General features: G+C 73.5%; 12 protein-coding genes. 8 read left to right on the top strand and 4 right to left on the bottom strand.

Annotation, left to right across the window (positions count from 1 at the left end; all coding sequences use genetic code 11):
* Positions 1 to 2: 2 nt before the first annotated feature.
* On the top strand, positions 3 to 974 hold the full coding sequence (locus tag VGD70_RS24085; protein WP_414638042.1) for a lysophospholipid acyltransferase family protein: 972 nt from the start codon (positions 3 to 5) through the stop codon (positions 972 to 974).
* 80 nt (positions 975 to 1,054) lie between these two features.
* Here the strand turns inward: VGD70_RS24085 and VGD70_RS24090 are convergent, their stop codons facing one another.
* From VGD70_RS24090 to VGD70_RS24100, 3 genes are all read right to left on the bottom strand, one after another.
* Entirely contained in the window at positions 1,055 to 1,969 is a 915-nt protein-coding gene (locus VGD70_RS24090) for an HAD-IB family hydrolase (RefSeq protein WP_331085047.1), read from the bottom strand.
* Between the two features lie 60 nt (positions 1,970 to 2,029).
* Positions 2,030 to 2,938 (bottom strand): DUF5667 domain-containing protein, encoded by a 909-nt coding sequence (locus VGD70_RS24095; protein ID WP_331085049.1) that lies wholly within the window; start codon positions 2,936 to 2,938, stop codon positions 2,030 to 2,032.
* A gap of 415 nt (positions 2,939 to 3,353) precedes the next feature.
* Positions 3,354 to 3,995 carry a sigma-70 family RNA polymerase sigma factor gene (locus tag VGD70_RS24100; protein ID WP_331085051.1) on the bottom strand — a complete coding sequence of 214 codons (642 nt, stop codon included), beginning with the start codon at positions 3,993 to 3,995 and terminating at the stop codon, positions 3,354 to 3,356.
* 192 nt (positions 3,996 to 4,187) lie between these two features.
* On the opposite strand from VGD70_RS24100, the gene VGD70_RS24105 reads away from it, so the two are divergent.
* Both VGD70_RS24105 and VGD70_RS24110 read left to right on the top strand, forming a co-directional pair.
* Positions 4,188 to 5,711, top strand: a complete 1,524-nt coding sequence (locus VGD70_RS24105; protein ID WP_331085053.1) for an AMP-binding protein — start codon at positions 4,188 to 4,190, stop codon at positions 5,709 to 5,711.
* Positions 5,712 to 5,945 carry a glutaredoxin family protein gene (locus tag VGD70_RS24110; RefSeq protein WP_331085054.1) on the top strand — a complete coding sequence of 78 codons (234 nt, stop codon included), beginning with the start codon at positions 5,712 to 5,714 and terminating at the stop codon, positions 5,943 to 5,945.
* Between the two features lie 17 nt (positions 5,946 to 5,962).
* Here VGD70_RS24110 and VGD70_RS24115 read toward each other — a convergent pair whose 3' ends face one another.
* Positions 5,963 to 6,475 carry a hypothetical protein gene (locus VGD70_RS24115; protein ID WP_331085056.1) on the bottom strand — a complete coding sequence of 171 codons (513 nt, stop codon included), beginning with the start codon at positions 6,473 to 6,475 and terminating at the stop codon, positions 5,963 to 5,965.
* Positions 6,476 to 6,613: 138 nt separating this feature from the next.
* Between VGD70_RS24115 and VGD70_RS24120 the strand changes: the two genes are divergently transcribed.
* The 5 genes from VGD70_RS24120 (at position 6,614) to VGD70_RS24140 (ending at position 13,009) form a co-directional block, all read left to right on the top strand.
* Positions 6,614 to 8,161, top strand: a complete 1,548-nt coding sequence (locus VGD70_RS24120) for a molybdopterin-dependent oxidoreductase (protein ID WP_414638040.1) — start codon at positions 6,614 to 6,616, stop codon at positions 8,159 to 8,161.
* Positions 8,162 to 8,322: 161 nt separating this feature from the next.
* Positions 8,323 to 9,153 (top strand): redox-sensing transcriptional repressor Rex, encoded by an 831-nt coding sequence (locus VGD70_RS24125; protein ID WP_331085059.1) that lies wholly within the window; start codon positions 8,323 to 8,325, stop codon positions 9,151 to 9,153.
* Entirely contained in the window at positions 9,150 to 10,475 is a 1,326-nt protein-coding gene (locus VGD70_RS24130; protein ID WP_331085061.1) for a glutamyl-tRNA reductase, read from the top strand. Before VGD70_RS24125 ends, VGD70_RS24130 begins: the two co-directional genes overlap by 4 nt.
* Positions 10,472 to 11,437, top strand: a complete 966-nt coding sequence (gene hemC, locus VGD70_RS24135; RefSeq protein ID WP_331085063.1) for a hydroxymethylbilane synthase — start codon at positions 10,472 to 10,474, stop codon at positions 11,435 to 11,437. Before VGD70_RS24130 ends, hemC begins: the two co-directional genes overlap by 4 nt.
* Before the next feature lie 39 nt (positions 11,438 to 11,476).
* Positions 11,477 to 13,009 (top strand): bifunctional uroporphyrinogen-III C-methyltransferase/uroporphyrinogen-III synthase, encoded by a 1,533-nt coding sequence (locus VGD70_RS24140; RefSeq protein WP_331085065.1) that lies wholly within the window; start codon positions 11,477 to 11,479, stop codon positions 13,007 to 13,009.
* The last annotated feature ends 31 nt before the right edge of the window (positions 13,010 to 13,040 follow it).

Genomic DNA, 13,040 nt, shown 5'->3' on the forward strand with positions numbered 1-13,040 from the left:
AGCTGACCCAGGTGAACGGTCGTACGGCCGAGGTGATCCCCCTTCCGCGCCGGGCGCTCAACGGGACGGTGCACGTCCGCCCGGCAACCGTCACCGGCCCACCGGCGCCGGTGACCGAGCTGCACCCACGGCCCGCGCGTGAGCCGGGCCTGCTGGCCGGCGCCGCGCGATTTCTCCGTCACCGGCTGACCGGCGAGTACCCGGTCGACGACTTCGGCTTCGACCCGGAGCTCACCGACGCCGTGCTGATGCCCCTGCTGCGGGCCATCTACGAGAAGTGGTTCCGCGTCACCGTCACGGGCGCCGCCAACCTGCCCGCCGGCACCGGCGCCCTGGTGGTGGCCAACCACTCGGGCACGCTGCCGTGGGACGCCGTGATGACCGCGGTCGCCGTGCACGACAACCATCCCGAGCGCAAGCACCTGCGGATGCTGGGCGCGGATCTGGTGTTCAAGGTGCCGGTGCTCGGCAGCATCGCGCGCAAGACCGGCCAGACCCTCGCGTGCAGCTCGGACGCGCAGCGCCTGCTCCGCGCGGGCGAGGTGGTCGGCGTGTGGCCCGAGGGCTTCAAGGGGATCGGCAAGCCCTTCGGCGAGCGGTACCGGCTCCAGCGTTTCGGCCGCGGCGGCTTCGTGACGACCGCGCTGCGGGCCGGGGTGCCGATCATCCCGTGCTCGATCGTCGGCGCGGAGGAGATCCATCCGAAGATCGCCGACATCCGGCCGCTCGCCCGGCTTCTCGGGCTGCCGTATTTCCCGATCACCCCGTTGTTTCCGCTGCTGGGGCCGCTCGGGGCGGTGCCGTTGCCGACGAAGTGGACCATTGATTTCGGGGAGCCTGTTCGGACCGATCTCGCGGCGCCGGATACGGATCAGGATCATTCTCTGGTGCTTGACATGGCGGAGCAGGTGCGGGAGACGATTCAGGGAACGCTCAACGGGATGCTCGCGGCTCGGGAGTCCGTCTTTCGCTAGCCCTTACCCGCTCTTGGGCTTCGCGCCGGAGTCTGCGCCTTCTCTTGCTCGCTTCGCGTCGCCGGGGGTTTGGCTCGTCCTCAGATCAAGCGATCTCTTTTGCGGTACGCCAGGCCCGCGGCTACCGCGCCTGCCACCGCCCCCGCGCCCAGCACGCTCGGCACGCCGATCTTCGCCGCCTTGCGGCCCGTGCGGAAATCCCTGATCTCCCAGCCGCGCTTGCGGGCCGTCTCGCGCAGTGAGCCGTCCGGGTTCACCGCCACCGCCGTGCCGACCACCGACAGCATCGGCACGTCGTTCGCCGAGTCGGAGTACGCCGTGCAGCGGCGGAGGTTCAGGCCTTCCCGCGCCGCCAGGGCGCGGACCGCGTGGGCCTTGGCCGGGCCGTGGAGCATCTCTCCGACAAGCCTGCCCGTGTAGACGCCGTCCTTGCTCTCGAGCACCGTGCCCAGCGCGCCCGTGAGGCCCAGCCGCCGGGCGATGATCGTGGCCAGGTCCACCGGGGTGGCCGTCACCAGCCAGACGCGTTGGCCCGCATCGAGGTGCATCTGGGCCAGGGCTCGCGTGCCCGGCCAGATCTTGTCGGCCATCAGCTCGTCGTAGATCTCCTCGCCGTGGGCCATTAGCTCCTCGACGGAATGACCGGCCACAAAGGACAGGCCGGACTCGCGGGCGTTGCGGATCCCGTCATGCGTCTCGCGGCCGCCGACCCGGAACATCACCTGCTGGAAGGCGAACTTGGCCAGGTCAGAGCTGGTGAAGAACTTGCGCGCGGCCATGCCCCGGGCGAAGTGAAAGATCGACGCGCCCATCATCATCGTGTTGTCCACGTCGAAGAACGCCGCCGCGGTGAGGTCCACGGGCAGCGTGGGGCGGCCGGGCTCGTCGGGCTCGGCACGTCCGAGAACGACCGCGGCCTCCGCCGAGGCCTCGCCGGCGAGCGTCGCCAGCTGCTCGAGCTCCGGCTCCTTCTCACGGCCACGCCACAGGGACACGGCATCGCCTCCGCGCATCCGACCACAGGTGCAACTCCACTGACAGCGTAGCGATGCTGGTCATTCCCCGATCCGCACGCCGGGCAGCCCCGGCAGCAACGGCGGCAACTCCACCGTCGGCAGCGGCAGCGGGAGCACGACCGTGGGCAGGCCGGCCGGCGGCTGCGGGGCGCCCGACTGAGGGGTACCCGGCTGGGGGATACCCGGCTGAGGCAGCGGCACGGTCCGCGCCACGGGCGGCAGCGGCGGCAGCGCGGGGGTCGGCAGGCCCGGTGTCGGCGGATCCGTCCCCCGCGGCGGAACCGTCGGCTGGACCGCGCTGGCACCGGGCACGCCCGAGGGCTTCGGCGCGTTCGGGTCCGGGGCGGTGCCGGTGGCCTTCTCGCAGACCCCGGCCGCGGGCAGCGCCCCCACGTCATCGAACGAGCCCGAGGTGATCTGGTAGCAGTCCATCCGCGCGAACAGCGCCGCCGCCCTGGTCGAGATCTTGTCGAGCAGCCCGTGCGTGGCGGTCTCCCGGTTGCGGGCGGCCGCGGGCAGCCGGGACGTCACGTCGGTGAGCCGCGCGCTCTGCTGCCGCGCCCACGCGTGCAGCGCGTCGAGCTGGCGCCCGTCGGCGCGGGTGGCCAGGGCTATCAGCTGGCGGGAGCCGGCCGCGGCGTCGTTGTCGAAGTCGGTGAGCGCGGTGAGGTAGCCGCCGACCGGCGCGCTGTCGCGGCCGGGATAGCGCCGGGCGAGCGTCTCGATCTCGCTGACCCGGGCGCTCGCGAACTCGAGGTGCTTGAGCGCCTTGGGCTCGGCACCGAAGGTGAGGCCGAGGGAGGCCGCCTCGGCGGTGCGCTTGACGCCGTAGAGAGCGTCGCCGGGCAGCGCGTCGCGGGCGAGCAGCAGGCTCATCCCCGCGAGCGAGCCGACGAGCGCGAGCACCGCCACCGCGGCGATCGCGAACCGGGCCCGGGCGCCGGACATCGGACGCGCCGGCTCCCGGCCGGGTCTGTCGGATCGATCGGACCGGCTCTTGGGGCCGCGCGGCCCCCGACGTGCCCGCGCGGCTCTCCCCGGTGCGGCCGGACCGGACCGGCGCACTCGGTCTGTGGTGGTCGCGACCGCGGCGACCCTGGTGGGGCCGGCGCCGGGGACCGGCGCCTCCGGTAAGCCGGCGAGGATTCGTTCGCGGATGCGGTCGCGTTCCGCGCTCGTCGGTGCGGTGAGCGGGGCCAGCCACGCCAGAGCCGGCACGACGGTGCGGTCGTGCTCGGCGTCTTCGCGATCCGGTCCGCTTTCCACAATCGTGCTCCGTGTCGTTCCTGGAACCCATCCAGGATCTCGTGTTGTGAACGATCCGAAAGGGGGCGGGTTACGGCCCCACGCAACGAATTTCGCCTCAGCGCAGCTCCGGCGGGAGCAGCTGGGCCAGCCGGCGCACGGCCCGATGCTGCAACGCCTTCACCGCGCCTTCGTTGCGGGCCATCACCGCGGCGGTCTCGGCCACCGACAGTCCCTGGAGAAACCGCAGGACAATGCACTCGCGCTGATCGTCACCGAGCTGCTGGACGCACTCCAGCAGGGCCGACCTGGTGGCCCCCGCGAGCACCTGCTGCTCGGGCCCGGACTCGACCCGGCGAGAGTCGTCGACCTCCGCGGTGGCCACCTCGAGCCGGAACCGGCTGGACTTCACGTGGTCGAGCACGAGGTTGCGGGCGATCGTGACGAACCAGGCGCCGACGTCGCGGCCCTGGTAGGTGACCGAGGTGATCCGGCGCAGCGCGCGGAGGAAGGTCTCACTCGTGACGTCCTCGGCGAGCTCTCGATCCCCGACCCGGAAGAGCACGTAGCGGAACACGACGTCGACGTAGCGGTCGTAGAGCTCGGCGAACGCGGACCGGTCGCCTTCCTGCGCGGCGTGCACGAGGTCCCACGAACCGCCCGGCTCCTGGTGCGGGATGCCCTCTACCTGCGCGGACGCGCCGGGCCCGGGCGGCGTTGCCCCCGCTGCGTCCCGCGGAGCTGGGCGCACGGACGGCATGGGCCACTCCCTCGTCGGTTCCCGGCCAGCCGCACCGCCGACCGGAGCCTTAGGCAGCATACGTGTGGTTACTTCGTAGTAGGTAGCAGTGCTGGCTCGAGACTCGCCAGGTGGTCAACGGTGACGCAAGTGAGTCGTGCCACACTGCGGGAACGTTGCGGGATTCCGGTGTCGAAAAGCGGAGGTGTTCCCATGGTCGACGCGCCGACCGGCAATGTCGCCGACCTGGTCGCCGAGGCCGGGAAGAGGGTGCCACGGCACGCGGCACTCGTCGACCACGCGTCCGGCCGGACGCTGACCTGGCAGCAGGTCGACACGGCCGTCGACAGCTTCGCCGGCACGCTGCTGCAGGCCGGCCTCGTGCCCGGCGACCGGGTCGCTGTCGTACTGCCCACGAGTCCTGAGTTTGCCGTGGCGCTCTTCGGTGTGTTGCGCGCGGGCGGCATCGCGGTGCCGATCAGCACGCAGTCCCCGGCCCGCGAGCTCGAGCGGGTGCTCACCGACAGCGGCGCCGAGCTCCTCGTCGGCGAGGGGGCGGCCGGCGACGTCACCGTGCTCGCGCCGCCCGACCTCGACGCCACGCCCGAGATGACGCTGCCCGAGCGGGCGCGCGGCGGCGAGGACATCGCGGTGCTCTGCTACACCTCCGGCACCGCGGGCGTGCCGCGTGGCGTGATGCTGTCCCACCGCGCGCTGCTGGCCAACGTCGGGCAGTGCGCCGCGCTCAAGCCCGCGCCGGTCACCGCCACCGACCGGGTGCTGCTGGTCGTGCCGCTGTTCCACGCCTACGGGCTCGGCCCGGGCTTGCTGCAGGTCGCCGCGGCCGGTGCCACCGCCGTGCTGCTGGAGACCTTCGGCGCCGAGCGGGCGCTCGCCGTGTGCGCGGAGAACCGGGTCACCGCGCTGGTCGGCGTGCCGGCGATGTACCAGGCGTTCGCCGCGATCCCGGCCGACCGGCTCGCCGAGGCGCTGTCCACCGTGCGGCTGCTCACCTCGGGTGCCGCGCCGCTGCCGCCGGCGGTCCTCACGGCGATCAAGCAGGCGACGGGGCTGTCGGTGTTCGAGGGCTACGGGCTCACCGAGACCGGCCCGGTGCTCACGTCGACGCTGGTCGGCGGCTACGCCAAGCCCGGCTCGGTCGGCCGGCCGCTGCCCGGTGTCGAGCTCGTCCTGGTCGACTCCGACGGCCACCCGGTCGGCGCCGCGCCGGACCCGGACGAGCCGGAGTGGTTCGACACCTGGGACGACGGCGACGCGTCGGAGACCGGCCGGGTCGCCGCACGCGGGCCCAACCTGTTCTCCGGCTACTGGCCCGACGGCGCGCACGGCCCGGACGCGGACGGCTGGTTCCGCACCGGCGACGTGGGCTACCTCGATGCCGACGGCGACCTGTGCCTGGTCGACCGGGCGAACGACCTGATCATCGTCAACGGGTTCAACGTCTACCCCAACGAGATCGAGCGGGTCCTCGCCGAGCTCGCCGACGTGGTCGAGTCGGCCGCCGTCGGGATGCCGGACGAGCGGACCGGCGAACAGGTGAAGGTCGTGCTGGTGCTGCGGCCGGGTGCCTCGCTCACCGAGGACGCCGTGCGCGAGCACTGCGCCGAGCGGCTGGCGCGGTTCAAGGTGCCCCGGTCGGTCGAGTTCGTGGAGTCGCTGCCGTACTCGGTCACCGGCAAGGTCCGGCGGGCGAGCCTGCGGGGTACCGTCGCGTAGATGGTGACCGTGATGTCGCGGCAGGGCTGCCACAACTGCGAGGTGGCCGAGGCCGACGTGGCCAGGATCTGTGCGGACCTGGGCGTGGAGTGGACCGTCCGGGACGTCGACACCGATCCCGAGTGGCGCGCCGAGTACGGCGACCGCGTGCCGGTGATCCTCGTCGATAACGTCGAGCACGGCTACTGGCAGGTCGAGGAGGACCGCCTGCGGGCCGCGCTCACGTCCGGCTGAAGCACTGGCACACAGGCCTACTGGCAGGCGATCGACATCCGGGTCAGCGCGTCCGTCGCGGCCTTCTGCGTCTGCGGTGCCTTCGGGTCGCCCTTCAGCGCGGTGAGCAGGTCCTTCGACGCGAGCTGGCAGGCCTGCAGCCGCTGCGCGGTGGCCTCGGCCGTGCTCGCCCGGCCCGTGGCGTCGTCGCGGGCCGAGGTCGCCTCGTCGCGGCTCGCCTCCGCCTCCTTGCGCGCGGTCCGCGCGTCGGTCAGCTCGGCCCGCGCGTCGCGCAGCTCCTTGTCCTTGGCCGCCACCGCCGCGGTCGCGGACGACTCGCCGCCGCTCGCGCTCACGTAGAGCGCGCCGAACGTGCCGGCGGCGACGGTCATCGCGATCAGCAGGGCCACGAGCACGACCGGGCCGCGCCGGCGGCGCGGCGGCCCCGCGACCGGGACCGGCGGCAGGGCGGGCGGCGTGTGCCACGGCGGCACGCCGTGCTGGGCAGGGACGTGGGCGGGGACGTGGGCGGGGTATGCGGTCGGGTTCATGTCGGGCCACCTTCCGGGTCGGTTCGGTGGACCGTTGACGCCGGGCCGCGGCGGGCGGCCTCGCCAAGGGCCGCCCGGTAAGGAGTCCGTAACCCGTTCCGGCCATCCGCCGGGCCGTCGGCGGCGAATGATGGAGACGTGCAACTCGACACGCGTGCCCAGTCGCCCACCGCGGAACCGCCCGGCGCCGGGCTGAGCCGCGGCCGGGCGATCACGGTCGCGCTCGGGTCGCTGCTCGCCGCGCTCGCGGCCGGGCAGCTCGTCGCCGGGTTCGTCGGGCTGCCGGCCTCGCCGTTCGTCGCGGTCGGCAACTGGGTGCGGGACCTCTCGCCGCACCCGGTCACCGAGTGGGCCAAGAACACCTTCGGCACGTTGGACAAGACCGTCCTGTTCATCGGCGTCACGGTCGTGATCCTCGCGCTCGCGGTCGGCGCCGGGCTGGTCTCGCGGCACAAGCCCTGGCCCGGCCAGCTGGTCGCCACCGGGCTCGGGGCGATCGGCTTCGTCGCCGTCCTGTCCCGCCCGGACCTGGGGCAGCTCGGCTTCCTCGCGCCGGCCGCCAGCCTCTTCGTCGGCGTCGGCGGGTTCTCCTGGCTGCACAAGCAGGCCGCGGCCGCCGGCACGACGTCGCAGGACCGCAGGCGCTTCATGCGCATCTCCGCCGGGGTCGTGGTCGGCGCGGGCGTGCTCGGCGCGGCCGGCCAGCTGCTGGGCTCCCGCGTCGACGTCGAGGCCTCCCGCCGGCAGGTCGGCCGGCTGCGGGTCGCCGAGCCGGCCCCACGGCTACCCGCCAACGCCGACTTTCCCGGCACCAGCAGCTTCATCACCAGCAACGGCGACTTCTACCGCATCGACACCGCGCTCACCGTGCCCCGGATGACCGCCGAAGAGTGGCGGCTGAGCGTCCGCGGCATGGTCGAGCACGAGCTGACCCTCGACTTCGCCGACATCCGCGGCCGGCGGCTCATCGAGCGCCCGATCACCATGGCGTGCGTGTCCAACGACGTCGGCGGCTCGCTCGTCTCCACCGCCAACTTCATCGGCGTCCCGCTGCGCGACATCCTCGACGAGGCCGGCGTCCGCAAGGGTGCCGACCAGCTGCTGTCCACGAGCGTCGACGGCTTCACCGCCGGCAGCCCGATCGACACGGTCCTCGACCCGGCCCGCGGCGCGCTGCTCGCGATCGGCATGAACGGCGAGCCGCTGCCGGTCGAGCACGGCTTCCCCGCGCGGCTGGTGGTGCCCGGCCTGTACGGGTACGTCTCGGCGACGAAGTGGCTCACCACGCTGGAGGTGACCACGTTCGCCGCCGCGCAGGGCTACTGGATCCCGCGCGGCTGGTCGGCACGCGGGCCGGTCAAGACCCAGTCGCGCATCGACAGCCCGCGGGACGGCGCGAACACGGGCCGCGGGCTCACCGTGGCCGGCGTGGCCTGGGCGCCCACCGTCGGCATCGACAGGGTCGAGGTCGCCGTCGACGGCGAGTGGCACCCCGCGCGGCTCGGTGCCGAGGTCGACCGCAACACGTGGCGCATGTGGCGGGTGGACCTCGACGTGGGTTCGGGCGACCACCGGCTCGCGGTCCGCGCCACCGATCGCACGGGATACACGCAGACCGACCGCTACGCCCCGCCCGCCCCCGACGGTGCCACCGGCTGGCACACGATCTCGATCAGCGCGGCGTGAGCGGGGGGTGACCGCGGCCACCCCTCCAGCCTTGTGCGACCGGGCAGTAGTACACAGGAGTTAGACCGCCGACCCTGCCCTGGCTTGCGACTTTGTGCCTACGTTCACAAGCGGCTACCGTTAAGCACATCCCAGGGGCGAATCTGTCAAGGAGTATCAGCGTGGCGCAGCGTGGCCAGTCCGGTGCGGCCGGTAGAACCCCACGGGCGCCGGCCGAGAACGCCGCCGAGATCACCACGCCGATGCCCGCGATCCACGGCAACGGCCTGCGGGACCGGGCCCGCGCCATTCCCGAGGCCGCCGTCGCCCGGCTGGCCGTCTACCTCCGCGTCCTGTCCGGCATGCGGGAGCAGGGCATCAGCTCGGTCTCGAGCGAGGAGCTCTCCGTCGCGGCCGGGGTCAACTCCGCCAAGCTGCGCAAGGACCTGTCCTACATCGGCTCCTACGGCACCCGCGGCGTCGGCTACGAGGTCGAGGTCCTCGTCGACCAGATCGAGCGGGTCCTGGGCCTCACCCGCGAGCAGAGCGTCGCCGTGGTGGGCATCGGTAACCTCGGCCACGCGCTCGCCAACTACGGCGGCTTCCCGGGCCGCGGCTTCCCGGTCACGGCGCTCTTCGACGTCGACCCGGACCTGATGGGCGTGCCCGTCGGCGGCATCCCGGTCGACCACATCGACGACATCCGCGCGGTGTGTGCCGCCCGCGAGATCACCATCGGCGTCATCGCCACCCCGCCGCCCGCCGCGCAGGCCGTGTGCGACCGGCTCGTGCAGGCCGGCGTCGAGTGCATCCTGAACTTCGCCCCGGTCGTCCTCCAGGTTCCGGAGACGGTCGAGGTGCGCAAGGTCGACCTCGCGGTCGAGCTGCAGATCCTGTCCTTCCATGTGGCCCGCCGCGCGGACCACGCGCCCGCCGACGACGCCACGCCCGCACCCCGGGTCGACGGCCGGGTCAACGGGACGGCGCCGAACGGGGTGGTGGTGCGCAGATGAGCATCCTTGTGGTCGGGATGTCGCACAGATCGGCCGACCTGCACGTGCTCGAGAAGGCCGCGGTGCCGGCCGGCGAGGTCGGCAAGGTCCTCGGCGAGCTGATGCAGTGCGACAACGTCGTCGAGGCCGCCCTGGTCACCACGTGCAACCGGGTCGAGGTCTACGCGGTCGTGCAGGCCTTCCACGGTGGGCTCGCCGACATCGTGGGCGTGCTGGGCCGCCACTCCGGCCTCGACACCACCGAGCTGTACGAGCACCTCTACGTGCACTACGCGACCGCGGCCGTCGAGCACCTCTTCGCCGTCTCCGCCGGGCTCGACTCCATGGTGGTCGGCGAGTCGCAGATCCTCGGCCAGGTCCGCACCGCCTACAACACCGCGCGGGAGGCCGGCACGGTCGGCCGCACGCTGCACGAGCTCGTCCAGCGCGCGCTGCGGGTCGGCAAGCGGGTGCACGCCGAGACCGAGCTCGACAAGGCCGGCGGCTCGGTGGTCTCCGAGGCGCTCGCCGACGCCGACACGCGGCTCGGCGGTCTCGCCGGGCGCCGGGCGCTGCTCGTCGGCGCCGGCTCGATGGGGTCGCTCGCCGCCGCGGCACTGCGCCGCGCGGGCATCGGCGAGATCGTCATCGCCAACCGCACCGAGCGCACCGGCGCGCGGCTCGCCGAGAACCTGGCCGGCCAGGGCGTCACCGCCCGCGCGGTCGGCCTCGGGGAGCTGGCCGACCAGATCGCCGCCGCGGACCTCGTGGTCTCCTGCACCGGCGCCACCGGCACGGTCGTCGACACCACCGCCGTGGCCCCGCGCGTCCGCCCGCTGGTCATCTGCGACCTCGGCCTCCCGCGCGACGTGGACGCCGCGGTCGCCGACGTCCCCGGCGTCACGATCGTCGACCTCGAGAGCCTGCAGCGCCGCCTCGCCGAGGCGCCGAGCGGCCTGGACACCCGGCGGGCCAGCGGCATCGTCGCCGAGGAGGTCCGCGGCTACCTCGCCACCCAGCGCTCGGCCGAGGTCACCCCCACGGTCACCGCGCTGCGCCGGCGGGCCGCCGAGGTCGTCGACGCCGAGCTGCTGCGGCTCGACTCGCGGCTGCCGGAGCTCGAGGGCGGGGTGCGGGCCGAGCTCGCGCAGACCGTCCGCCGGGTCGTCGACAAGCTGCTGCACACGCCGACCGTGCGGGTCAAGGAGCTGGCGTCGGGCCCCGGCGGCGCCGAGTACGCGGAGGCCCTGCGCGAGCTGTTCCAGCTCGACCCGAGCGTGCCCACCGCCGTCGCGAAGGCCGCCGTGAAGGCCGCCGCGAAGCTGGACGGTGAGCTCCGGTGAGCCGCACGATCAGGATCGGCACCCGGGGCAGCGCGCTCGCGCTGGCCCAGACCGGCACCATCGCCGCACAGCTGGAGCAGTCCGGCGTGACGGTGGAGCTGGTCACGGTCGTCACGCCGGGCGACCGCTCGTCGGCGCCGATCGCCGAGATCGGCGTCGGCGTGTTCACCACGGCGCTGCGCGACGCGCTCGCCGCCGGCACGGTCGACGTCGCCGTGCACTCCTACAAGGACCTGCCGACCAAGCCCGACCCGAGGCTGTCGCTCGCCGCGGTGCCACCGCGCGCCGACCCGCGGGACGCGCTGGTGGCCAGGGACTCGCTGACGCTCGGCGAGCTGCCGCCCGGTTCCCGGGTCGGCACCGGCTCGCCGCGCCGGGCCGCGCAGATCCAGGCGCTCGGGCTCGGCCTGGACATCGTGGCGATCCGGGGCAACGTGGACACCCGGATCCGCAAGGTGGCCGACGGCGAGTTCGACGCGGTCGTGCTGGCCAGGGCCGGCCTCGCCCGCCTCGGCCGGCTCGACGTGATCACCGAGGTGCTGGACCCGATCCAGGTGCTGCCCGCGCCCGCCCAGGGGGCGCTCGCGGTGGAGTGCCGGGTCGAGGACGTGGATACCGAACACCTCCTTCAGTCCATTGTGGACGATGAGGCCACCAGGGTAGCGGTGGGCGCCGAGCGAGCCATGCTGGCGGCGCTCGAGGCCGGCTGCAACGCCCCGGTCGGCGCACTGGCCGAAGTGGTCGAGGACCTCGACAGCGACGACCGGGTGGTTCACCGCCTGTCGCTGCGCGGGGTCGCGGCCGCGAACTGGACCCCCGACGGCTCGGCGCAGGGCTCGGCCGTCGATTTGTTGCGGGCCTCGGCCACCGGTGAGATGAGCGATGGTGAGCAGCTGGGGCGTGCGTTGGCCGCCGAGCTGCTCGAGCTCGGAGCCGGCGTGCTGTCAGGCCCGGAGTCGTAATTGATAGACGATGCTTATTTTGAAAGAGGCGGCCGAGAAATGACCACCCGTACCCGAAAAAGCTCGGGACGCATCGCGTTCGTGGGCTCCGGGCCCGGCGACGCCGGGCTTCTCACCGTCCGGGCGCAGGAGCTGATCGCCCGGGCCGAGCTCGTCGTGACCGACCCGGACGTACCGGCCGGTGTGCTGGCGCTCGCCGACCCCGAGGCCGAGGTCCGTCCCGCGGTCGGCGACCCCGCCGACGTCGCGAAGGACCTCGTGACCGAGGCCAAGGCGGGCCGGGTCGTGATCCGGCTCGTGTCCGGCGACCCGCTGACCCACGCCGCCCTCGTCGCCGAGGCGCAGGCGGTGGCCCGCACCAGCGCCGTGTTCGACGTCGTGCCGGGCGTGCCGCCGGCCACCGCGGTCCCTGCCTACGCCGGCATCGCGCTCGGCTCCACGCACACCGAGGTCGACGTCCGCGGCGAGGTCGACTGGGCGGGCCTCGCGGCCACCCCGGGCCCGATCGTCCTGCTGGCGAGTTCGAGCCACCTGGCCGAGGCGGCCTCCGCGCTGGTGGAGCACGGCCTCGCCGCGCAGACGCCGGTCGCGGTCACCGCCGACGGCACGGGCTCGGGCCAGCGCACGCTGGACACCACGCTCGCCTCGCTCGCGGCCGACGCCGGCGAGATCGCCGGCAACCTGGTCGTCACGGTCGGCCAGGCGGTGTCCGGCCGGACCAAGCTCTCCTGGTGGGAGTCCCGCGCGCTCTACGGCTGGCGGGTGCTCGTGCCGCGGACCAAGGACCAGGCCGGCGAGATGAGCGAGCGGCTGCGGCTGCACGGCGCCATCCCGTCCGAGGTGCCGACGATCTCCGTCGAGCCGCCGCGCAGCCCCGCGCAGATGGAGCGCTCGGTCAAGGGCCTCGTCGACGGCCGCTACCAGTGGCTGATCTTCACCTCCACCAACGCGGTGCGCGCGGTGTGGGAGAAGTTCGCCGAGTTCGGCCTCGACGCCCGCGCGTTCTCCGGCGTGAAGATCGCCTGCGTGGGCGAGGCCACCGCGGCGAAGGTGCGCAGCTTCGGCATCATCCCCGAGCTGGTGCCCTCGGGTGAGCAGTCGAGCGAGGGCCTCCTCGACGAGTTCCCGCCCTACGACGACATCCTCGACCCGGTGGACCGGGTGCTGCTGCCGCGCGCCGACATCGCCACGGAGACGCTGGCGGCCGGGCTGCGGGACCGCGGCTGGGAGATCGACGACGTGACCGCGTACCGCACGGTGCGCGCCGCGCCGCCGCCCGCCGACACCCGCGAGATGATCAAGACGGGTGGCTTCGACGCGGTGTGCTTCACCTCGTCGTCCACCGTGCGCAACCTCGTCGGCATCGCCGGCAAGCCGCACACCCGCACGCTCGTCGCCTGCATCGGCCCGAAGACCGCGGAGACCGCGCGGGAGTTCGGCCTGCGGGTGGACGTCCAGCCGGAGCACCCCACCGTGCCGGCGCTGGTCGACGCGCTCGCCGAGCACGCCGCCCGGCTGAGGGCCGAGGGCGCGCTGCCGCCGCCGCGCAAGACGAAGCGAGCCCGCCGCTAACCAGTCGCGAACTTCTGTTCGGGAGGAAGCG

It is taken from the genome of Actinophytocola sp. (genome assembly GCF_036402745.1).
GTDB lineage: Bacteria > Actinomycetota > Actinomycetes > Mycobacteriales > Pseudonocardiaceae > Actinophytocola.